The following is an 18,444-nucleotide window of genomic DNA, read 5'->3' as shown; positions in this document are numbered from 1 at the left end:
GGTCGCCGGGCTGCACGATTCCCGCCCTCGCGTCGAGGGCGGGCATCGCTCGTTCCTACGCCTGCTCGGGCGACGCCGCGTCACCCGTGGCGATCTGGTTCGCCAGTTCGTCCACGTCCGCCGCCGGGAGGTCCACACCGGCCTGATCGAGTCGCTGCTGCAGCACCTCGGCGATGCGTCCCACCGGTTCCGTGCCGACGTCGGCTCGCGTCTGCGCGGCGATGCCCGCCACCTTGTCGATCGCGCTGGCGTCGTTCTGCGACATCGCGGGCAGCCGCTGCTCCTGTTCCGTCCCGAGACCGCCCTCCCGGCGCTGGGCCTCTCCGACGGTGAGCGTGTCGCGCCCTTCGTCCTGACCGTGATGGTCCTGCCCGTCCGCGGATCCCACCACGCCGATGCCGACGGCCTCGTGGCTGGGCTCCGCGGCCGCGGCCGCCGCCGGCTCGGCGTCCTGCGCGGGCCCGTCCGCCGTCGTCGGCGCACCCTCCGCGCCGTCCTCGGCCGCCTCGAGGTGGCCGCCGCTCGTCCGCTCGGGCGTGACGCTGCCGTCTCGCTTCGGCTCCTCCGCATCGGGGGTTCCCGTCGCGCCGGTCGCGTCGCCCCGGTCGGGGTAGTTGACGCCGGGCTGCTCGAACTCGTTGCCTGTCGTGCTCATCACGGCTCCTCCTCGCCTCGTTCTTCGGGCACCCCGAGATCGGGGTCGGCTCCCTGTCGCGCGGCCTCGCCCTCGACGGGGTCGTCGGGCTGCAGCGCGGTGTCGGTCAGCAGCATCTCGGAGTCGGCCTCCTCAGCGCTGCGCTCCTGTGCTTCGGTGTCGCCGACCTCGTCCCACCCGCCGGGCGGATCTGCGTCGATCACTCCATCGGGAAGATCACGGTCCATGAGGCGCTCCTCTCGTCACCCTCCACCCTGCGGGGAGCCCCGTGCGGGCATCAGGGGGTTGACAAGCCGAGTCAGCGACTCTCCGCGGCGCCGACCGCATCCGGGCCCGACGCGGCGCGGCCGGCGGCACGATCGCGGGCGACCGCATCGCCCAGCATCTGACCGCCGGTGCGGGTGAGGGCGCGACGCCACGGCAGCGTGCCCTCGATCTCGATCTGGATCGACATCGACAGCAGTGTGCGGATCAGCACGATCAGCCCGAGGATCGCGGCGTCTTCGAGCGACGGCTTGGATGTGATGGTGCGGATGAGGTCGGCGGCGACCAGCACCTCGAGCCCGAGGAGGATCGCGGCGCCGAGCGTCGTGCGCAGGACGGTGAACGCCGCACCTCCGCCCTCGTGGCGCACCAGCGACCGGGCGCCGAGCACGACGGCGATGACGAAGCCGACGATCATCGCGGCGGCGCCGACGGCCTCGAACCCCACGGCGACGGCGGTGAACACCTCTTCCATGCGCACGCGGCCAGCATAGGGCCGGGCGGCGCAGCGGGTGGCTAGGCGGAGCGGCGTCCGGCGAGGATGCCGCTGCGACCGGGGTGGGCCGCGAACCAGTCGGCCACGTACCAGCACACCGGGATGACGGTCCGCGAGCCCGAGCGCTCGAGCTCGGCGACCGCCCGGTCGACGAGCTCGCCGGCGTAGCCGTGCCCGCGGAACGTGGGCACGGTGTACGCGCGCGTCATGGCGACGGTGCGGCCGTCGTCGCGATAGTCGAGCACGCTCACGAGGTCGTCGCCGCGGTGCAATGTGTAGCGCGAGGCATCCGGTTCGTGGGTGAAGCGAAGCTCAGTCACCCCGTCAGGGTATGCCCGCCCGCCGACGCCGGGACGCGGACGGGCGGGATGTCGCGGCGTTCGCGCGGCGACCTCCCGGGTCGCGTCCAGGTGCCGGTGCACAGAATCGGAGATCGTGCGCGACACGCCGGCTGCAGCATCCGTCACCGGCGTGTCGACGACGATCTCCGATCCTCTGCGACCGGCCTCAGGCGGGGAGCACTCCGGTCTTCGCCAGCTCGGAGTACCAGCGTCCGCTGTCCTTGACCGTGCGCTCGAGCGTGTCGAAGTCGACGCGCACGATCCCGAAGCGCTTGGCGTAGCCGTAGCCCCACTCGAAGTTGTCGAGGAGCGACCACACGAAGTAGCCCCGCAGGTCCACCCCCTGCTCCATCGCGCGGTGAGCCGCTGTGAAGTGGCGACGCAGGTAGTCGAGCCGCTCCGGATCGGGAACCGTTCCGTCGTCGGCGACGACATCGGCGAAGGCCGCGCCGTTCTCGGTCACCATCAGCGGCTGGTCGGGGAACTCCGCCTTCAGCGCCAGCAAGAGCTCCTCGAGTCCCTCGGGGGCGATGTTCCAGCCCATCTCGGTGTACGGGCCGGGCTGCGCCACGAACTCGACGAGCTGATCGCTTCCCGGCCACGCCGTCCCGCCGGCGGCGCCCTTGTGCCCGTCGTTCATCTGCTTCGGCGAGACGCCGTCCCACAGCTGAACGGTGGCCGTCGAGTAGTAGTTGACGCCCAGCACATCGATCGGCTGGTGGATCGCGGCGAGGTCTCCATCGCGCACGAACGACCAGTCGGTGACGGATGCCGTGTCCGCGACCACGTCCGACGGATACTCGCCCGTCAGCAGGGGGTGCGTGAAGACGCGGTTGGCGAGGCCGTCGATGCGGCGCATGGCCTCACCGGCCCCGTCGCCCACGCCGCGGAGCACGTGGAAGTTGAGCGTGATCGAGTAGTCGGGGTCGCCCGTCGACGTCGCACGCAGCGCCTGGACGGCGCGACCGTGGCCGAGGTTGAGGTGGTGCACCGCGGCGAGCGCGGCGGCGGGCTCATGCCGACCGGGCGCATGCCCGCCCTGACCGTAGCCGAGGTAGGCCGAGCACCACGGCTCGTTCAGCGTCGTCCAGGTGTGCACGCGGTCGCCGAGCGCGGCGCCCATGACCTCGGCGTAGCGCTCGAAGGCGTCCGCCGTCGCGCGCACCGGCCAGCCGCCGGCATCCTCCAGCGCCTGCGGCAGGTCCCAGTGGTAGAGCGTCGCCACCGGGCGGATGTCGCGCTCGAGCAGACCGTCGACGAGCCGGGAGTAGAAGTCGATGCCGGCCCGGTTGACCTCGCCGGTGCCCGTCGGCATGATGCGCGGCCACGCGATCGAGAACCGGTAGGCGCCGAGTCCGAGCTCCTTCATCAGGTCGAGGTCGGCCTCGACGCGGTGGTAGTGGTCGCAGGCGACGTCGCCGGTGTCGCCGTTCCAGACCCTTCCGGGCGTCTTGCTGAACGTGTCCCAGATCGAGGGTCCGCGGCCGTCCTCGTCGAACGCGCCCTCGACCTGGTACGACGCCGTCGCCGAGCCGAACGTGAAGCCGGGCGGGAACACGAGGCCCGCGTCGCGGTAGTCGGGGCTGCCCTGGGTGATCGTCGCAGAAGTCACGGGTGTCATCGTGTCACCTCCGACAGGTCGGCCGTGAACGTCTCGCTCCGGCCATCGGGGGTCGTGACCGTCACGTCTCGGGCTCCCGAGCCGCCGGGGAACACGCGCAGCGTGAGCCCGTCGAGGTAGTCGTAGTCGGGTCGGTCGCTCCGCGCGCCCCACGGGATGACCGCTCCGGGCCGCACATACAGCGGCAGACTGTCGAAGCCGTGCGTCTCACGACGCCATCCGCCGCCCGTCACTGTCTCGCCGGTGAGCAGGCTGGTCCACTCGCCGGCGGGGAGGTAGAACTCGACCTCGCCCGCCTCCGAGAAGACAGGAGCCACCAGGATGTCGCCGCCGAGCATGTACTGACGGTCGAGGTGCCGCACGGCCGGGTCGTCGGGGAACTCCAGCAGCATCGGCCGCAGCAGCGGCAGGCCCGTGGCCGCGGCATCCACTCCCGCCTGGAACAGGTACGGCATGAGGTGCATCTTCAGGTGCGTGAAGCGCCGGGTGACCTCGACGGCCTCCTCGTCGAACGCCCACGGCACGCGATACGAGCCCGAGCCGTGGAAGCGGCTGTGACTGCCGAGCAGGCCGAACGCGGTCCAGCGCTTGTAGACCGCGGCATCCGGAGTCCCTTCGAATCCGCCGATGTCGTGACTCCAGTGCGCGAATCCGCTGTATGCGAGCGACAGGCCCCCGCGCAGCGTCTCGGCCATCGACACGAACGTCGATGTCGAGTCGCCGCCCCAGTGCACGGGCATCGTCTGACCGCCCGCGGTCGCCGAGCGGGCGAAGAGCACGGCGTCGCCCTCGCCCCGCTTCTCGACCAGCACCGCGTGGACGGCCTCGTTGTAGATCTGCGTGTACAGGTTGTGCATGCGCTGCGGGTCGGAGCCGTCGGCCCACTCGACATCAACGGGGATCCGTTCGCCGAAGTCGGTCTTGAAGCAGTCCACGCCTTGGTCGACCAGTCGTCGCAGGTGCGACTGGTACCAGGCCGTCGCGTCGGGGTTCGTGAAGTCGACGAGGCCCATGCCGGCCTGCCACAGGTCCCACTGCCAGACCGAGCCGTCCGCGCGCTTCACGAGGAAGCCCCGCTCGGCGGCCTCGGCGAACAGCGGCGAGCGCTGGCCGATGTAGGGATTGAGCCACACGCAGACGCGGAGATCCTTGGCGTGCAGTCGGGCGAGCATGCCGTCGGGGTCGGGGAAGGTGCGCGGATCCCACTCGAAGTCGCACCAGTTGAACTCGCGCATCCAGAAGCAGTCGAAGTGGAACACCGACACCGGCAGCTCGCGTGCCGCCATCTCGTCGATGAACGAGGTCACGGTCGCCTCGTCGTAGTCCGTGGTGAACGATGTCGACAGCCACAGCCCGTACGACCAGGCGGGGACGACCGGCGGACGCCCGGTCAGCGCGGTGTAGCGGGTCAGCACGTCCTTGGGCGTCGGTCCGTCGATCACGAAGTACTCGAGCACCTCGCCGGGCGTCGAGAACTGCACGCGCTCCACGGCCTCCGAGCCGATCTCGAACGAGACGTGGCCCGGGTCGTTGACGAGCACGCCGTAGCCGCGATCCGACAGGTAGAACGGCACGCTCTTGTAGGCCTGCTCGCTCGAGGTGCCGCCGTCGGCGTTCCAGATCTCGACGGTCTGGCCGTTCTTCACGACGGGTCCGAACCGCTCGCCCAGCCCGTAGATGAGCTCGCCCACCCCGAGGTCGAGCTGCTCGTGGACGAACACGCGCTCGATCGGCGCCGGTGCGCCGGTGCGCGCGTTGTCGACGATACCGCGGTCGACCTGGGCGCCGGGCGCCAGCTTCACGTAGCCCTGCGCCTTGTGCCCGCTCGAGGTCAGCACGCGGTCGCCGTGCGCGAACGACAGCGACCAGGGCGCGCCCGCAGCCACGCGCGCGGTGAGGCCTCCGGTGGTCAGGACCCCGCCGTCGTCGGTGGCGACGGCCTCGCCCGCACCTCCTTCGACGGCGCCGGGAAGCACGAATCCGCCGTGCCACCGACCGCCCTCGTGATGGGCGATCCGCACGCGCACCACGCCCTCGAGCGGCGAGGAGAGGGTGACCGTGAGCACCGGGCGATTGAGGGTGTCGCCGCGTTTGCCGATCACGGACGTGGGTGCGGTGACCACGAGACCGGGGCCGTCCGGAGTGCGATCGGTCTGCCAGACGTCGTACGCCTCCTGGGCGTACAGTGCTTCGACCCCGGGCCGGAGCTGCCAGAACCCGTCGGTGAACTTCATTACTTGACTGCTCCTGCCGTGATGCCCCGAGTGAGGGTGCGCTGGAAGATGAGGAAGAAGATGATCGTCGGCACGATGCTGATGAGCGCCGCTCCCGCCGTGGTGGTGACGTCCATGAGCCGGTCACCGGTGAGCACGCTGATCGCCACCGGCACCGTCTGATTGGCGTTGGAGGGCAGGAAGGTCAACGGGATCAGGAACTCGTTCCACGTCCAGATGAAGAAGAAGATGAGCAGCACCGACAGGGTCGGCCGGCTGATCGGGAAGACGACCCGCCACAGGATCTGCCATCGCGTCGCACCGTCGAGCGAGGCGGCCTCGAGGATCTCCTTGGGGAAGGTGCCGTACACCGACGCCAGCAGATACGTGCCGAACGCCGCCTGGACGACGGTGAAGACGATGATGACCGACCACACGCTGTCGTAGAGCCCCACCGACTTGAACATGTAGTAGAGCGGGTAGAGGAGCGCCTCCTGCGGGAGCAGGTTCGCGAGCAGGAAGAGCAGCACGATCCACGTGCGGCCGCGGACGCGCCCGATGCCGATCGCGAAGGCGTTGAGCACCGAGATCAGCACGGCGAGCACGGCCACGACGCCGGAGATGAAGATGGAGTTCCACACCTTCTGCGGGAAGTTCACCCGCTCCCAGAACGCCTGGATGCCCGAGAAGTCGATCGCCTGCGGAAGGGCGAACGGACCCGACGTCGCATAATCGACCGGCGACTTGAAGGCGTTGACGAGGATCAGGTAGAAGGGCACCAGCACGATGAGTGCGCCGACGATCACGGCGGCGAGCAGCAGCCAGTCGAGCGCGCGCTTCTTGGTCATGCCGCCGCGCGGGCGCACGCGGGTCTTGCCCGCGGTGATGATTGCGGTCGTCGCGGCCATCAGAGTCCGGCCCTTTCCTTGCGCTCCAGCGAGTTCTGCACGCGGATGAAGATGATCGAGACGATGACGACGAGGATCGTGAGCACCGTCGCGATGGTCGCGCCGTAGCCGATGTTCCGCTTCGTGAAGAACTCCGTGTAGGCGTAGTAAGCGGGGACGAGCGTCGCTCCGGCGGGCCCGCCCTGCGTGATGACGTACACCGGGCCGAACACCTTCAGTGCGGCGATGGTGCAGGTGAGGGTGACGACGAAGACTTCGGGCCGGATGATGCTGAGCGTGATCGCACCGAAGCGCTGGAACCAGTTCGCACCGTCGAGCTCGGCCGCCTCGTAGAGCTCGGGGTCGACGCGCTGGAGTGCGGCCATGAACACGACGATCGGATAGCCGATCTGAACCCACACCAGCACGAGCATGAGGACGAGCAGGGCCGACGGCATCTGGCCGAGCCAGTCCACGGCGGGGATGCCGACCACGCTCAGGATCTGGTTCATCGCGCCCGTGTCGCCTGGACGGAAGAGCCAGCCGATGACGATGCCGGCGACGGCGATGGGAAGGATCTGCGGGAGGTAGTAGCTCGCGCGCAGGAAGCTGCCGACCTTGCCCCCGAACTTGCGCCCGACGACGTCGAACAGAAGGGCGGCGACGATGAGGCCGACGACCGTCGGGACGACGACCATCGCGATGACCATCCAGATCGAGTTCGCGAACGAGGTCCAGAACTTCTCGTCGGTGAAGATCTTCAGCCAGTTGTCGAGGCCGATGAACTCCGGCTCGCGCACTCCGCGCCACTTCGTGAACGTCAGATAGACGTTGAAGAGGAGCGGGATGACGATGATGACGAGCAGCAGGACGAAGCCGGGCAGGAGATAGATCCAGTACCCCGCGGTCCCCCCTCGGCGCTGCGGGATCGCCGGTTCTTCGGCGGGCGTTCGCGTGCGGGTGCTCCGCTCGGTGCGCGTGATGACGGTCATGATGACTCCTCTGGGGCGGCGGGCGGCGCTGCCGCCGCCCACCGCCGTCGGGTCAGCGGAAGTCCGCTGTCCCTGCGTCGTACTCGGAGCCGAGGTTGGCGTTGGTCGTCTCGGCGTCCTGCGTACCGGTCACGAGGCCCTGGAGCTGCTGGACGATCACGTCGTAGAAGCCGGCCGCGGGCCAGTCCGGGTAGAACGACAGTCCGTCGTCGTCGAGCACGCCGTTGAACGCCGCGATGAGCTCCTGGCTCTTCGGGTCGGTGATGTCGGCCGGGTCGGCGGCGACGGGCACACCGCCGTTGTTGCCGATGATCGCCTGGATCTCGGGACGCATCGTGATGTCGATGAACTCGTAGGCGAGCTCCTTGTTCGCGGCGTTCTCCGGGACGACCCAGAGGTTGCCCGACGAGCCGAGCGACAGCTGCGTGTCGGGGAACGACTGCAGCGTCCAGTCGAAGCCGGCCTCCTCGACGAAGCGGCCGTACCACCACGAGCCCGACACGAAGATGGGCGCGGTGCCGTTGATGAACGAGACACCGGCGTCCTCGGCCTTGACCGACGACACGTCGGAGGCGATGTAGCCCTTGTCGACGTACTCGGCCAGAGTCTCGGTCGCGTAGGTGAGCTCGGGACCCTGCCAGTCGACCGGGTTCTCGTACAGCTGGTAGTCGTTGACGAACTGGCGGTCGCCCTGCGTCAGCGCGAGCTGGTACCAGAGCTGGCCGAGCGGGTACTCGGCACCGGCCTCGGCGAGCGGTGTGACGCCCTGCGCGACGAACGCGTCGAGCACGTCCACGAACTCGTCGTAGGTGGTCGGGATCTCGAGGCCGGCCTCGGCGAAGGCATCCGTGTTGTAGTAGACGCCGACGAACTCGCCGTAGTTGGGGATGCCGTACCAGGTGTCACCGCCCATGACGCCGTCTTCGGAGTACTTCGCGGTCGTCTGCAGCGACGGCGCGAGCTTGTCGGCCCAGACGTACTCGTCGACGGCGTCCGAGATGTCGGCGATGAGCCCCGTCGACGCGAGGAACCCCGCGGTCGCGTTGCCCTTGTTGAACTCCATGAGGTCGGGCGCGGCGTCCGAGTCGAGCACCTGACTCGCCGTCTTCTGGATCTGCTCGAACGACTTCTGCTCGAACTCGACGGTCGCCCCGGTCTCCTCCTCGAAGACCTCGATCGCCTCGTTCCAGGCCTTGGTCATCGCGCTGTCTTCACCCTCGTAGTGCCACAGCTTGAGGGTGTCGCCGTCGCCGGAGTCGGACGAGCCGCCCGCGCAGCCGGCGAGCGCGAGCGCGCCGACGGTGAGGGCGCCGACGGCGGCGAGGCCGCGCCGGGCGTTCTTGCGTGTGAATCGTGCCATCAGTGGCACTCCTTTCATGGTGACCTGCGTCGGTCGAGGTGGAGGATTCAGTTGTGTCGAAGCGCTTCGATGGCGGGCAGCGAAGCGAGGATCGGATGCCGCGGCCTCAGTCCGCCGCGGCTCCCGACGGGCGGGAACCCGGCGGCGCGGCGATCGTGCCCCGGGATTCGTAGGTGGGCGGGATCAACCGCAGCCCGGGCTCCGGGCGGTTCGGCCCGAGCATCTCGAGCGCAAGCTCGACGGCGAGATCGCATGACTCCTCGGGGACGAGTGGGATGGAGTCGAGCGGCACGGCCAGCGTGCTCAGGTCGAAGGACGCGCCGACCGAGATGACCGAGACGTCTTCGGGGACACGCAGCCCGCGGGTGTCGAGCTCGGCGAGCACCGCGGCGTGCGCCTCGTCGGCGCAGTGCAGGATGAGCGCGGTCGCGCCGCCGTCGAGCAGCTGCGCGGCCGTCCGCCGGGCGGCGGCGCGGTCGGCGTGCTTCTTGCCTGTGGTGCCGTACGCGACCTCGAGTCCCTGCTCGCCGGCACGGGCGAGCACGCTCGCCCGCACACGCGGCGGGAAGTTCGACTTCACGTACGCCGTGTCGGTCTGGCCGACGAGCCCGATCGAGCGGTGCCCCGCAGCGGCGAGCAGGTCGACGGCGCGGGCGGCCGCCGCCTCGAAGTCGAGGTCGACGCAGACGAGCCCGTCGTTGTCGTCGGGGATGCCGATGAAGACGGTCGGGGTCGCGATCTGCCGGGCGAGCGCGACCCGGGCGTCGTCGGGGGCCACGTCGAGGACGAGGATCGCGTCGACCAAGCCGTTGGCGGCGACCCGGCTCATGCCGGCCTGGGCCTGCTCGTCGGTGAGGAGCAGGATGTCGTAGTCGTTGCGTCGCGCGGCGACCGCCGTGGCGAGCACGAACGACATGTGCGTGGGCGCGTGCGTGTCTTTGCGCAGCGGCTCGGTGAGGGCGAAGATCTGCGTGCGCGAACCGGCGAGCATCCGGGCGCCGGCGTTCGGGCTGTAGCCGAGCTCGCGCACCGCCTCCTCGATGCGACGACGGGTGTCGGGAGCCACGGGGCGCTTGCCGCTCAGCGCGTACGAGACGGTGCTGATCGACACCCCGGCGGCTTCTGCCACCTCGTTGATGTTCGCCACGTTCGACCTCGTCGTCTGTCGGAAGTTCATGCTCGAAGCGCTTCGCGGAAACGCTTCGACAGGCATGTTACGCACAGGTCGGGCACCCGCGCAACACATTTGTGGAATTTGGCAACATATCCCCGGACGCGCGGCATGCAGAAGTCCGCGGCACAGCGACCACCACCGCTGCCTCGGGCGACTGAGCAATGTGTCACATTTCGTCATGCTCGGGATGCCGCGCCAGGGCGATTTGACGCATTGCGACGCACTCCGTCATAATCGGCCACATGACTGACAACGCACGCTCACTGTCCGCCTGGGAGGCGAACGGAGCTGCCGGCATGATGATGGCCGGTCGCGTTGCCATGTGTTGTCGAATGTGCCACTAGCACGGTGACCCCCGCCGGACCCGCACGCCGCTTCTGAACCACGGCCGAGCGTGTCCCCCGAAGCACCGGGATTCGTGCGTAGACCACGCGCACCCGGATGCCTCGAACATCGCCCGACGACGGGCCGCCCGCACCGGGCACCGCCCTCCCTGGGCACCGCCCTCTCCGGGCATCAGCACATCCGAACCTGTTCGCGCCGCATCGGCCCGGGTTCCCTCCCGCAAGGACCATCATCATGTCGACCACCGCTCTTCTCGACCGCCCCGCCGCCGCCCCGGCCCCCGCCCCCGTCCGCCACCTGCGCGCGGTCACCCGTCCGGTTCCGACCATCGACACCTCGGCGCCCGCCGCCGCTCCGGCCGCTCCCGCCCCGGCTGCCGCGCAGCCGTCACGCCACCTGCCCCCGGGAACTGCACCTCGCGGGTTCGCGCTCTACGTCGGAATCGACGAGGCGAAGGCCGCGGCATCGGGTGTCAGCCTCGGCGTCCTCGTCGAGGCGCTGCGCCGCACGCTGGGCGAGCTCGCGCCCGAGGCCGAGACGTACGCCACCGTCGCCCTCGCCCCGGTCGGCTCCGGCGGCCGCGACGTCGACGTGGTGCGCCTGGCGCTGCACGAGCCGTCGGCCATCGCCCGCACCAAGAGCGAGGAGCCCGAGGACGAGGACCGCGCCGCCGGCGGCGTCGTCGTCGACATCTCGCGCAAGCGCGTGCTCATCGACGGCGAGTCGGCCGCCTTCACGTTCAAGGAGTTCGAGCTGCTGCAGTACCTCGTGCTGCGCGAGGGCCGCACGATCGAGCGCACCGAGCTGGTCGCCTCGCTCTGGCAGGGCGCCACCGAGGATGAGGCTCCCGGTGAGCGCACGATCGATGTGCACGTGCGCCGCCTGCGCGCGAAGCTCGGCCGGTACGAAGACATCGTGCGCACGGTCCGGGGCGTCGGCTACCGCTTCGACCGTCACGCCGACGTCGTCATCCGCTACGGCCACGGCACGCCGTCGCCCGACCGCTTCTGACCCGCGCTCCTCGTCGGCCCCGCCTCCCCACCGCTCCCCTGTCACAACACGCCGTCACACCCGGCACCTCGTGACAGGTGAGCCCCAGAACGCCCGAGTCCCCCTGCGCTGCTCCCCTGTCACAACACGCCGTCACACCCGGCACGTCGTGACAGGTGAGCCCCAGAACGCCCGGGTCCCCTGCGCTGCTCGCCTGTCACAACACGCCGTCGCACCCCGCACTTCGTGACAGGTGAGCCCCAGCACGCCCACTCCCCACCGCTCACCTGTCACAACACACCGCGCCGCGCGGCACCTCGTGACAGGTGAGCAGAACGCGGGAGGGGATGTCGGAACCTGAGGCGTATCGTCGAGGCATGACCTTCGTCGCGCCGACCCGCCGCTCCGGTGCGGTCGTGCGCGACCCGCGGCCCGCCCCGGACCAGCCCCTCCAGACCGAGTACCGGCCGCGGCATCCGCTCGACCTCGCCCGCACCCTGCTGTTCCTGCGGCGCGGCGCGAACGACCCCACCATGACCGTGTCGGGCTCCGTGATCTGGAGAGCGAGCCGCACGCCCGAGGGGATCGCGACCCTCGCGATCCGCGAGACGAGTCCGGGAGTCGTCCGCGGCGCGGCCTGGGGCCCGGGCCGCGACTGGGCGCTCGCCCAGCTGCCCGAGCTCTGCGGCGCCGCGGATGATCCGTCGTCTTTCGACGGGTCGCGGCATCCGCTCATCGCCGAGTCCCACCGCCGCAACCCCGGCCTGCGACTGGCGCGCACCGGGCTCGTCTTCGACGCTCTCGCGTGCGCGATCTTCGAGCAGAAGGTCACCGGCATGCAGGCCTTCGCCGCATGGCGGCGCGTCGTGACCTGGCACGGCGAGCGCGCCCCGGGGCCGACCCCGCGACCGATGTTCGCGCCCCCGTCGATCGACGGCTGGCGCGACGTGCCGTCGTGGGCGTGGCACCGCGCCGGACTCGAGCCGCCGCAGTCGAAGACCGTCGTGCGCGCCGCGCGCCGCGGCGACGCACTGGTGCGCGCCGTGCTCGCGGCCGAAGACGGCGAGGCCATCGACCGGGTACTGGTCAGCCACCCCGGCATCGGACCCTGGACGTCGGCCGAGACCCGCATCCGGGCCCTCGGCGACCCCGACGCCGTGAGCGTCGGCGACTTCCACCTGGCTCACGAGGTCGGCTACGCGCTGACCGGCGAGCGCGTCGACGACGATGGGATGCTGCGACTCCTCGCCCCGTGGGCCGGCCAGCGCCAGCGCGTGGTCCGGCTGCTGTACGCGAGCGGCGTCCGCGAGCCGAGGCGCGCTCCACGCCTGCACCCCGAAGACCACCGCGCCCACTGACCCACCCCGCAGCCCGGCAGGCGCAGCACGCACAGGCTCGCTCGCGAGGCGATGCCGGCGTGACGCAGTCGTGCACCGCCGGCGCGCGCCGTCGACGTCGGGGCACACCTGACCGCCCGGCCCGCCGAGTTCACGAGATCGGGAGGGATGCCGCGACCCGGCCCGGGGCGCGGGCCGCGGCATCCGCTCAGTCGCCTTTCACGTTGACGAGCTGGCGCAGCGTGTGGCGGATCGACACGAGGTCGGCGGCGTCCGCCATGACCCGATCGATCGGCTTGTACGCCTGCGGGATCTCGTCGATGAACGCATCGGTGTCGCGGAACTCGATCCCCGCCATCGCCTCGCGCAGCTGCGCGTGCGTGAAGGTCCGCCGGGCGGCCGACCGCGAGTACTCCCGGCCGGCACCGTGCGGCGACGAGTTCAGCGACAGCGGGTTGCCGAGCCCCTCGACGACGTAGGACGCCGTGCCCATCGAGCCGGGGATGAGCCCGGGCCGGCCCGCGTCCGCCTGGATCGCTCCCTTCCGCGAGACCCACACCTGCTTTCCGAAGTGCTTCTCGGACTCGGTGAAGTTGTGGTGGCAGTTGATCCGCTCGTGCTCGACGACCGTCTCGCCCATCACCTCGGAGAGCTGCCGCGCGACACGGTCCATCATCTCCTCGCGGTTGAGGAGTGCGAAGTGCTGCGCCCACCGGAGCTCCCGGATGTAGCGCGTGAACTCCGGCGTGCCCTCCACCAGGTACGCGAGGTCGGGGTCGGGGAGCTCGATCCACCACTTCTTCGCGAGCCGCTGCGCGACCGCGATGTGATGCGTCGCGATCTTGTTGCCGACGCCTCGCGAACCCGAGTGCAGGAACATCCACACCCGGTCGAGCTCGTCGACCGACACCTCGATGAAGTGATTGCCCGAGCCGAGCGACCCGAGCTGCAGGCGCCAGTGCCCGGCGTACGTCGACGGGTCGAACCCGGCCTTCTCGGCCAGGGCCTCGAGCTCGGCGACCCGGGGCTCGGCGGTCGCGACGACCTTGCGGTTGGCGTGACCCGCCGACAGCGGGACGGCGCGCTCGATCTGCTCGCGCAGCACGCTGAGGTCGCGCGCGACGAGTTGCTCCCGCGTGAACTGCGTGCGGACGGCGATCATGCCGCAGCCGATGTCGACGCCGACGGCGGCCGGCATGATCGCGCCGAGGGTCGGGATCACCGATCCGACGGTCGCGCCCTTGCCGAGGTGCGCATCCGGCATGAGCGCCAGGTGCGGGTGGATGAACGGCATGCTCGACGAGGTGCGGGCCTGCTCGACGGTCTTGTCGTCGAGCATGCTCGCCCACGAGAGCAGCCGGGTGGAGAGCCTCTCCATGGTTCCTTTCCTTCTGGAGGGTCCTGACGGACCTGCGCGGCGGACTCACGGTCCGCTGCGCACCCCTGGAAAAGAGGAACGCCCCGGACCTGTGCGGTGCGGGGCGTGGAGAGCGGATGCTGCTACACGGCCTGCGCCGGAGGGGACGACTCGTGGCGGTCGCCGGGCTGCGTGCCCAGGACCGGCTCGACACGGAGTCCGCGCTGCGCGTTCATCCGTCGTCCTCTCGGCTCGCCTGTGGTTCCGTGCCGGTCGGCACGGACTCGCCAACATAGTGGAGCGGTCGGCGCGAGGTCAAGCGCGGCTCGCGGATGTCGGTGGCCCGGACGACACTGGGTCGTGCCACGCGGCCGGGCGCGGCATCCCACCCCCATCGTCCTTCTGGAGTCGTCATGCCGAGCCTCAACCCGTACCTCTCGTTCAAGAACCAGGCCCGCGAGGCGATGACGTTCTACCAGAGCGTCTTCGGCGGCGAGCTCGACATCTCGACCTTCGGCCAGTACGAGGGCATGGTGCAGGACCCGTCCGAGAACGACCTGGTGATGCACTCGCAGCTGTCGACGCCCGACGGCTTCGTGCTGATGGGGGCCGACACCCCCAGCGGGGTCGAGTACCGCGAACCCGCCGGCATCTCGGTGTCTGTCAGTGGCGACGACGAGGCCGCGCTGCAGGCCTACTGGAACGCGCTGGCTGCGGGCGGAACCGTCGTGATGCCGTTCGAGACCCCGCCGTGGGGCGGTCGCTTCGGCATGCTCACCGACCGGTTCGGCATCGACTGGATGCTCGCGCTCAACGCCCCGCCCCAGTGAGCCGTGGCGCGGTCGCGCTCCTCGCGGCGCACCCTAGGCTGTCGCCATGACCACACCTCGCAAGCGCTGGACCCGCGGTCACTCCGGATGGGCGTTCGGCACCGCGCTGATCTTCACCGTCGGCATCGTCTTCGGGCTGATCTGGGGCCAGCTGCTCGTCGGACTGTTCCTGGCGCTGGCCGTCTCGATCGGCTGGCTGATCGCCTACGAGTCGTGGCGCGGCCGCAACGTCGGTCTCGAGAACCGCGACGACGACGGCGCACAGCTGTAGCAGGTCACGCCTACCGCTCCCGGCGTGCGCGTCGTATCGTGAGCGCCAGGAGGTGATCTGAATGCAAGCCAGCGTGGGCGACCGCGTGATCATCCACGGCCGCATCGTCGGTGCGGCCGAACGTGCAGGCGAGGTCATCGAGGTGCGCGGTGACGGTGACACCCCGCTGCTCGTCGTCCGGTTCGACGACGGGCACGAGGCGATCCTCTCACCGGGCAGCGACTGCGAGATCCGCCACGAGTCCTGAGCGAGCGGCGATGGTCAGCCGAGCAGCTCGGGACGCGTCGGCTCCTTCCCGAGCACGTGCTCCGCGAGGAAAGCGAACACCGTCTCGTACCAGATGACGGCGTGCTGCGGCTTGAGGATCCAGTGGTTCTCGTCGGGGAAGTACAGGAACCGGTGCGGCATGCGACCGTCGTCGTCGGCGTGGTGCTCGGCGAGCTCCGACCACAGCCGCAGGCCCTCGCCGACCGGCACGCGATAGTCCTTGTCGCCGTGCACGACGAGCAGGGGTGTCCGGATGTCGCGCACGAACCGGTGCGGTGAGTTCTCGCCCATGGCCTCGGGCGTGAAGATCTCCTGCCAGTACACCGACATGTCGGTGGTGCCGGCGAACTGATCGAGCGCCCACAGGCTCGCGTGAGTCACGATCGCGCGGAAGCGGTCGGTGTGCCCGGCGACCCAGTTCGCCATGTAGCCGCCGAACGACCCGCCCATCGCGGCCGTGCGCTCGGCGTCGATGTCGTCGCGCGCCTCGACCGCGTCGGTGATGGCGAGCAGGTCGGTGTACGGCGCCACGCCCCACGCGTTCCACCCGCGGGCGATGAAGTCCAGGCCGTACCCGGTCGACAGCGCGGGGTCTGGCAGCAGCACGGCGTAGCCGCGCGCGACCGCGAGCAGCGGCGCCCAGCGCCAGCTCCAGGCGTTCCAGCTGCTGAGCGGGCCGCCGTGGATCCACAGCAGCAGGGGCGCGGGGGCGTCGGCCGAGGCGCCGTCGGGAAGCAGCAGCCAGCCGCGCACGCGGACGCCGTCCTCGGCGGTGGTCTCGACCTCGACGATCGAGCCGGGGCCTTCGGGAGGCGCGGCAGGCGTCGCGAGCGGGGTGACCGCGCCATCGCGCGCGATCCGCACCGGGTGCGGCGGTGTCACCCACGACGATCGCAGGGCGACGAGGTCGCCGGACGCCCGGTCGACCGACACGTGCGAGTAGGTGAAGTCGTCCGCGGTGAGCGCCTCAGGTGCGCCGCCGTCGAGCGGGATGCGGAACACGGGGCCGCGGCCGTCGTCGTCGGCGGTCGCGATGAGCGCCGCGTCGCCGGCGTCCCACGCGAGACTCGTCGCCCAGCGATCCCAGTCCGCGGCGAGGCGGCGCGGATTCGAGCCGTCGATGCCGGCCACCCACACCTCGGCGTCGGTGGGCCCCTCAGGGGTGGACTTGGCCGAGCGCAGGTACGCGACGGCCGATCCGTCGTGGCTGACGACCGGGCTGTCGAAGTCGACTCGCGCTTCGTCGAACAGCACCGTCTGGCCGCCGGTCCCGGTGTCGATCGACACGATGATGTACCGGCCGCCGCGCTGCTCGTGCCGCTGCATCGCTGCGATGAGCGTCGTGCCGTCGGGCGTGAGCGATGCACCGGCGATGTCGGCCGATCGGCCCGGACGCGGGGTGAGATCGCGCGGCCGGGGCAGCGTCGCGGGGTACGGCTTCTCGTCGGAGTCGGCGGCCTTGGGCGCGTGGGCCGCGGCGGCCGCGGCATCGGCCTTCTCCTCCGTCTCGGCGGCGGTGTCGGCCACCGCTGCGGCGATCGTGTCGGCGAGCGTGGCGGTGTCGAGGGAGAGCAGGTGCGGCTCGGCCGGCCCGAGGTCGTGGTCCCAGAACCGCACCGGGTAGGTCTCGTGCAGGATCGCCGAGACCTTCTTCTCCTTGCGGCGCGCCCGCAGGCGGGCCTCGGCCTCGAGAGTCTCGGCGCCGGGGAGCAGGGATGCCGAGACCACGATGCGGTCGGATGCCTCGGCGGTCGCGGCGACGGCGTCGACGCCGCCCGCGAGCCTCGTCACCGGGCGCGCCTCGCCGCCCGCGGCGGGCAGCAGCCATAGCTGGCCCGACTCGTCGTCGGCGTCGCCGTCGGCGTCGGGACGGGCCGATACGAAGAGCAGGTCGCCGCTCGCTGTGAACGCCGCTCCGGTCTCGCCCTTCGCCGAGCGCGTCAGCCGGCGGGGGGTGCCCGAGCCGTCGGCGGGGACGCTCCACAGCGAACGGTCGTAGCCGGTGCCGTCCTTCTTCAACGCCGCCACCGTCAGCACGGCGGCGCGGCCGTCCGGAGAGAGCGCCACCGCCTCGGTCCGGGGAAGCGCGATGAAGTCGTCGAGGGAGTCGAAGGGTGTCGCCATCCGTCCACGCTAACCCGCGGGCGTGCGGGCGTCAGCGCCAGAGGGTCAGCTTGTGGGGATTCCGCACGATGTACACGCCGGTGACGCGGTCGCCCGAGACCTCGAGCGTCATCACCGAGTCGGCCCGCCCATCGACCGTCACGAGGAAGGCGAGCCCGTCGGCCGTCACCGTCGGCTCGACCTGCGCCTCGGGCAGCAGGTGCGGCAGGCCGAGCAGGAAGCGGGCGACACGGTCGGCGCCGAGCACCGGGCGCCGTGCCGCCGAGACGAGGCCGCCGCCGTCGGCGCGCAGCACCACGTCGGGGTCCAGGAGGGCGACGAGGGCGGCGAGGTCTCCGGTCGTGGTGGCGGCGGCGAACGCCCGCGCTACGGCGTCGTGCTCTTCGCGCGTGGCCGCGCCGGCGCGGCGCTCGCGGACGCGGCGGCGCGCCTGCGAGGCGAGCTGGCGCGCGGCATCCGGTGTGCGCCCCACCGCCTCGGCGATCTCGGCGAACGGCACGCCGAAGACGTCGTGCAGCACGAACGCCACGCGCTCGGCCGGCGTGAGCGACTCGAGTACCACGAGCAGCGCCGTGGACACGGAGTCGTCCAGGGTCACGCGGTCGAGCGGGTCGAGCGGAGCGGATGCGGCGATCGCCGACTCCCCCGGCACAGGCTCGGGCAGCCATTCACCGACGTACGACTCGCGGCGCGCCCGCGCAGAGCCCAGCATGTCGAGGCACACCCGGCTCGCGACGCGCGTGAGCCAGGCACCGGGATTGCGGATCGCGGCGCGCTCCTCGCCGGTCATCCGGTACCAGCGCACGTACGTCTCCTGCACGGCGTCCTCGGCGTCGGTGACCGTGCCGAGCAGGCGATACGCGAGGCCGAGCAGGCCCCGCCGCTCGCTCTCGAGCTCATCGACGTCTTCCATGTCGGTC

The 18,444-nt window shown here is 70.8% G+C and carries 18 protein-coding genes; 5 read left to right on the top strand and 13 right to left on the bottom strand.

All coding sequences use genetic code 11. The annotated features are described in order from the left end of the window. Window positions 1-55 precede the first annotated feature (55 nt). The 10 genes from ACFC1W_RS08830 to ACFC1W_RS08785 all read right to left on the bottom strand — a co-directional run bounded on the left by ACFC1W_RS08830 (window position 56) and on the right by ACFC1W_RS08785 (window position 9,976). The gene (locus ACFC1W_RS08830) at window positions 56-655 is read right to left on the bottom strand and encodes a hypothetical protein (RefSeq protein WP_375991128.1); all 600 of its coding nucleotides are present in this window, start codon (window positions 653-655) and stop codon (window positions 56-58) included. Further along, complete coding sequence (locus tag ACFC1W_RS08825) at window positions 655-882, bottom strand: hypothetical protein (RefSeq protein WP_375991126.1); 228 nt, start codon at window positions 880-882, stop codon at window positions 655-657. Before ACFC1W_RS08825 ends, ACFC1W_RS08830 begins: the two co-directional genes overlap by 1 nt. A gap of 71 nt (window positions 883-953) precedes the next feature. After that, complete coding sequence (locus ACFC1W_RS08820) at window positions 954-1,394, bottom strand: DUF1622 domain-containing protein (RefSeq protein ID WP_375991472.1); 441 nt, start codon at window positions 1,392-1,394, stop codon at window positions 954-956. Between the two features lie 41 nt (window positions 1,395-1,435). Next, window positions 1,436-1,735, bottom strand: a complete 300-nt coding sequence (locus ACFC1W_RS08815; protein ID WP_375991124.1) for a GNAT family N-acetyltransferase — start codon at window positions 1,733-1,735, stop codon at window positions 1,436-1,438. Between the two features lie 187 nt (window positions 1,736-1,922). Then, window positions 1,923-3,377: a GH1 family beta-glucosidase gene (locus tag ACFC1W_RS08810; RefSeq protein ID WP_375991121.1), complete on the bottom strand. Its 1,455-nt coding sequence runs from the start codon at window positions 3,375-3,377 to the stop codon at window positions 1,923-1,925. After that, window positions 3,374-5,611 (bottom strand): alpha-xylosidase, encoded by a 2,238-nt coding sequence (yicI, locus tag ACFC1W_RS08805; protein WP_375991118.1) that lies wholly within the window; start codon window positions 5,609-5,611, stop codon window positions 3,374-3,376. The genes ACFC1W_RS08810 and yicI overlap by 4 nt, the downstream gene beginning before the upstream one ends. Next, the gene (locus ACFC1W_RS08800) at window positions 5,611-6,498 is read right to left on the bottom strand and encodes a carbohydrate ABC transporter permease (protein ID WP_375991116.1); all 888 of its coding nucleotides are present in this window, start codon (window positions 6,496-6,498) and stop codon (window positions 5,611-5,613) included. The genes yicI and ACFC1W_RS08800 overlap by 1 nt, the downstream gene beginning before the upstream one ends. After that, window positions 6,498-7,469: a carbohydrate ABC transporter permease gene (locus ACFC1W_RS08795; protein ID WP_375991113.1), complete on the bottom strand. Its 972-nt coding sequence runs from the start codon at window positions 7,467-7,469 to the stop codon at window positions 6,498-6,500. The genes ACFC1W_RS08800 and ACFC1W_RS08795 overlap by 1 nt, the downstream gene beginning before the upstream one ends. A gap of 52 nt (window positions 7,470-7,521) precedes the next feature. After that, window positions 7,522-8,829, bottom strand: coding sequence for an ABC transporter substrate-binding protein (locus ACFC1W_RS08790; protein ID WP_375991110.1), 1,308 nt, complete (start codon window positions 8,827-8,829; stop codon window positions 7,522-7,524). A gap of 106 nt (window positions 8,830-8,935) precedes the next feature. After that, window positions 8,936-9,976, bottom strand: coding sequence for a LacI family DNA-binding transcriptional regulator (locus ACFC1W_RS08785; RefSeq protein WP_375991107.1), 1,041 nt, complete (start codon window positions 9,974-9,976; stop codon window positions 8,936-8,938). A 606-nt stretch (window positions 9,977-10,582) separates the two neighbouring features. Here ACFC1W_RS08785 and ACFC1W_RS08780 point away from each other — a divergent pair. Further along, complete coding sequence (locus ACFC1W_RS08780; protein ID WP_375991104.1) at window positions 10,583-11,359, top strand: winged helix-turn-helix domain-containing protein; 777 nt, start codon at window positions 10,583-10,585, stop codon at window positions 11,357-11,359. Between the two features lie 356 nt (window positions 11,360-11,715). After that, window positions 11,716-12,696 (top strand): DNA-3-methyladenine glycosylase family protein, encoded by a 981-nt coding sequence (locus ACFC1W_RS08775; RefSeq protein ID WP_375991101.1) that lies wholly within the window; start codon window positions 11,716-11,718, stop codon window positions 12,694-12,696. A gap of 187 nt (window positions 12,697-12,883) precedes the next feature. Here the strand turns inward: ACFC1W_RS08775 and ACFC1W_RS08770 are convergent, their stop codons facing one another. Beyond that, the gene (locus ACFC1W_RS08770) at window positions 12,884-14,053 is read right to left on the bottom strand and encodes an RtcB family protein (RefSeq protein ID WP_375991098.1); all 1,170 of its coding nucleotides are present in this window, start codon (window positions 14,051-14,053) and stop codon (window positions 12,884-12,886) included. A 392-nt stretch (window positions 14,054-14,445) separates the two neighbouring features. Here ACFC1W_RS08770 and ACFC1W_RS08765 point away from each other — a divergent pair, with 392 nt between their 5' ends. The 3 genes from ACFC1W_RS08765 (at window position 14,446) to ACFC1W_RS08755 (ending at window position 15,380) form a co-directional block, all read left to right on the top strand. Further along, complete coding sequence (locus ACFC1W_RS08765) at window positions 14,446-14,862, top strand: VOC family protein (RefSeq protein ID WP_375991095.1); 417 nt, start codon at window positions 14,446-14,448, stop codon at window positions 14,860-14,862. Window positions 14,863-14,908: 46 nt separating this feature from the next. Next, complete coding sequence (locus tag ACFC1W_RS08760) at window positions 14,909-15,133, top strand: hypothetical protein (RefSeq protein WP_241112133.1); 225 nt, start codon at window positions 14,909-14,911, stop codon at window positions 15,131-15,133. 61 nt (window positions 15,134-15,194) lie between these two features. Further along, window positions 15,195-15,380: a DUF1918 domain-containing protein gene (locus tag ACFC1W_RS08755; RefSeq protein ID WP_241112134.1), complete on the top strand. Its 186-nt coding sequence runs from the start codon at window positions 15,195-15,197 to the stop codon at window positions 15,378-15,380. A 14-nt stretch (window positions 15,381-15,394) separates the two neighbouring features. Here ACFC1W_RS08755 and ACFC1W_RS08750 read toward each other — a convergent pair whose 3' ends face one another. Both ACFC1W_RS08750 and sigJ read right to left on the bottom strand, forming a co-directional pair. Beyond that, window positions 15,395-17,524, bottom strand: a complete 2,130-nt coding sequence (locus tag ACFC1W_RS08750; protein ID WP_375991091.1) for a S9 family peptidase — start codon at window positions 17,522-17,524, stop codon at window positions 15,395-15,397. Between the two features lie 31 nt (window positions 17,525-17,555). Continuing rightward, on the bottom strand, window positions 17,556-18,437 hold the full coding sequence (sigJ, locus tag ACFC1W_RS08745; RefSeq protein ID WP_375991088.1) for an RNA polymerase sigma factor SigJ: 882 nt from the start codon (window positions 18,435-18,437) through the stop codon (window positions 17,556-17,558). Window positions 18,438-18,444: the final 7 nt, after the last annotated feature.

The sequence above is a fragment of the Microbacterium sp. NPDC056003 genome, assembly GCF_042274785.1.
Classification (GTDB): Bacteria; Actinomycetota; Actinomycetes; order Actinomycetales; family Microbacteriaceae; genus Microbacterium.
This window is presented reverse-complemented; position numbering and strand designations above follow the sequence as displayed.

What these genes read in the sequence shown, in the direction of transcription:
- ACFC1W_RS08750 (WP_375991091.1), bottom strand. Translation starts at nt 17,524, where the DNA reads ATGGCGACACCCTTCGACTCCCTCGACGACTTCATCGCGCTTCCCCGG.
- ACFC1W_RS08770 (WP_375991098.1), bottom strand. Translation starts at nt 14,053, where the DNA reads ATGGAGAGGCTCTCCACCCGGCTGCTCTCGTGGGCGAGCATGCTCGAC.
- ACFC1W_RS08825 (WP_375991126.1), bottom strand. Translation starts at nt 882, where the DNA reads ATGGACCGTGATCTTCCCGATGGAGTGATCGACGCAGATCCGCCCGGC.
- yicI (WP_375991118.1), bottom strand. Translation starts at nt 5,611, where the DNA reads ATGAAGTTCACCGACGGGTTCTGGCAGCTCCGGCCCGGGGTCGAAGCA.
- ACFC1W_RS08760 (WP_241112133.1), top strand. Translation starts at nt 14,909, where the DNA reads ATGACCACACCTCGCAAGCGCTGGACCCGCGGTCACTCCGGATGGGCG.
- ACFC1W_RS08790 (WP_375991110.1), bottom strand. Translation starts at nt 8,829, where the DNA reads ATGGCACGATTCACACGCAAGAACGCCCGGCGCGGCCTCGCCGCCGTC.
- ACFC1W_RS08775 (WP_375991101.1), top strand. Translation starts at nt 11,716, where the DNA reads ATGACCTTCGTCGCGCCGACCCGCCGCTCCGGTGCGGTCGTGCGCGAC.
- ACFC1W_RS08780 (WP_375991104.1), top strand. Translation starts at nt 10,583, where the DNA reads ATGTCGACCACCGCTCTTCTCGACCGCCCCGCCGCCGCCCCGGCCCCC.
- ACFC1W_RS08795 (WP_375991113.1), bottom strand. Translation starts at nt 7,469, where the DNA reads ATGACCGTCATCACGCGCACCGAGCGGAGCACCCGCACGCGAACGCCC.
- sigJ (WP_375991088.1), bottom strand. Translation starts at nt 18,437, where the DNA reads ATGGAAGACGTCGATGAGCTCGAGAGCGAGCGGCGGGGCCTGCTCGGC.
- ACFC1W_RS08800 (WP_375991116.1), bottom strand. Translation starts at nt 6,498, where the DNA reads ATGGCCGCGACGACCGCAATCATCACCGCGGGCAAGACCCGCGTGCGC.
- ACFC1W_RS08755 (WP_241112134.1), top strand. Translation starts at nt 15,195, where the DNA reads ATGCAAGCCAGCGTGGGCGACCGCGTGATCATCCACGGCCGCATCGTC.
- ACFC1W_RS08810 (WP_375991121.1), bottom strand. Translation starts at nt 3,377, where the DNA reads ATGACACCCGTGACTTCTGCGACGATCACCCAGGGCAGCCCCGACTAC.
- ACFC1W_RS08830 (WP_375991128.1), bottom strand. Translation starts at nt 655, where the DNA reads ATGAGCACGACAGGCAACGAGTTCGAGCAGCCCGGCGTCAACTACCCC.
- ACFC1W_RS08765 (WP_375991095.1), top strand. Translation starts at nt 14,446, where the DNA reads ATGCCGAGCCTCAACCCGTACCTCTCGTTCAAGAACCAGGCCCGCGAG.
- ACFC1W_RS08820 (WP_375991472.1), bottom strand. Translation starts at nt 1,394, where the DNA reads ATGGAAGAGGTGTTCACCGCCGTCGCCGTGGGGTTCGAGGCCGTCGGC.